At 25.2% G+C, this 1253-nt stretch carries 1 protein-coding gene; it reads left to right on the forward strand.

The annotated features are described in order from the left end of the window. Positions 1–557: 557 nt before the first annotated feature. Entirely contained in the window at positions 558–839 is a 282-nt protein-coding gene (locus B5E58_RS13220) for a hypothetical protein (RefSeq protein WP_158097780.1), read from the forward strand. Positions 840–1253: the final 414 nt, after the last annotated feature.

Here is a 1253-nt window from a genome sequence, read left to right on the forward strand (position 1 = left end):
TTATTACTATATTCTGTTTTTCAACTATTTTTGTTTTCTCAAATCACCTTAAATAGGCTTTATTTTTATTTAGGTATAATTATCCCACCTCCTTCACAAGTCTTTACACAAGGGCAAACTCAGCCATAAAATAGCCATTATTTCAGCCTTGTCACATCACATTTTTTGATGTTTTTTATTCTTCTGAAAACAATTATATCTTGACACTCCCCTTCATCAGAGTTTATATACCACAAGTGGCTCTGCCAACTTCAAAATAAAGGGGTTATTTTATGGATATTTTTAATTATTTTATTTCTAATCACAACGAAAACACACCTAAGTTTTCATAAGTTTTTAACTCAATCAATGAACTAAAACTTATTCTCAATGACAAAAGTTATGTCCTCGACCACTATCTTTCAATGTTTTTTCGTTTGATAAATTAAATGGATTTTACATATTTACAAGAAAAAATCCATTGTCTATTCAAAAAATCTGTTGAGAAATTCGCTGACTCATCAGAAAATTTTCATTATCAAGAACCTGAAACAAATGAAAATCTTTTAATATTATCTATGGCAGACTCTATTATTGAGCAATCACTTTCTGATTTTACAACTGAAATTTATTATCATTGTTGTAAGGAAGTTGATATAATAGAGTTTCAAGAAACAGAAAATAAACTTATAAATCTTATTAACAAAGAAAATTTTGAAATATTTCAATTAATATTTAATAAAAATTTTATTGCAACTTCATTTGCTCAAGTCTTTCTACAAGTTGTGATAAAAGAATTAATTCTAGCTCTTACTGCTCGTGATATTGAAACTGACAATGAAATATTTAGGCTATTTTAAAAAACTTATAATATTTTTAAATTAAAACTCTCTATACAACTTCTCTTTGAAAGTAAAATTTATATTATTTTTAAATACAAAAAATGCAGTAAGATTTTAAAATCATACTGCATTAAAATTTGAATTTACCTAATCTTTACCACGTCATACTTTTTATAATAAAGTCTAAAACTCATCTTCAATTATAGTAGATTGGTGAAGAAATACATAAGCGTCTTGTATCAATACATTCAAAATCTCAAGAAAAACAATTTTATACTAAGATTCTTTTGAAATATTATTACTTAAAATAGTGTACTCTATTAGATTTTATTTCTCTTTACTATTATCCATATAAAAAATGGATAGATTTTTGCCATGTTTCCTTATTATTTCCATAGATAGACACATCAACTCATATATATCAAAGGATGC

Origin of the sequence: Tyzzerella sp. An114 (assembly GCF_002161055.1) — a bacterium.
Lineage (GTDB): Bacteria > Bacillota > Clostridia > Lachnospirales > Anaerotignaceae > Fimicola > Fimicola cottocaccae.

Bases quoted from the DNA above. Each gene is read 5' to 3' on its own strand.
- B5E58_RS13220 (WP_158097780.1), top strand. From the start codon at position 558: ATGGCAGACTCTATTATTGAGCAATCACTTTCTGATTTTACAACTGAA.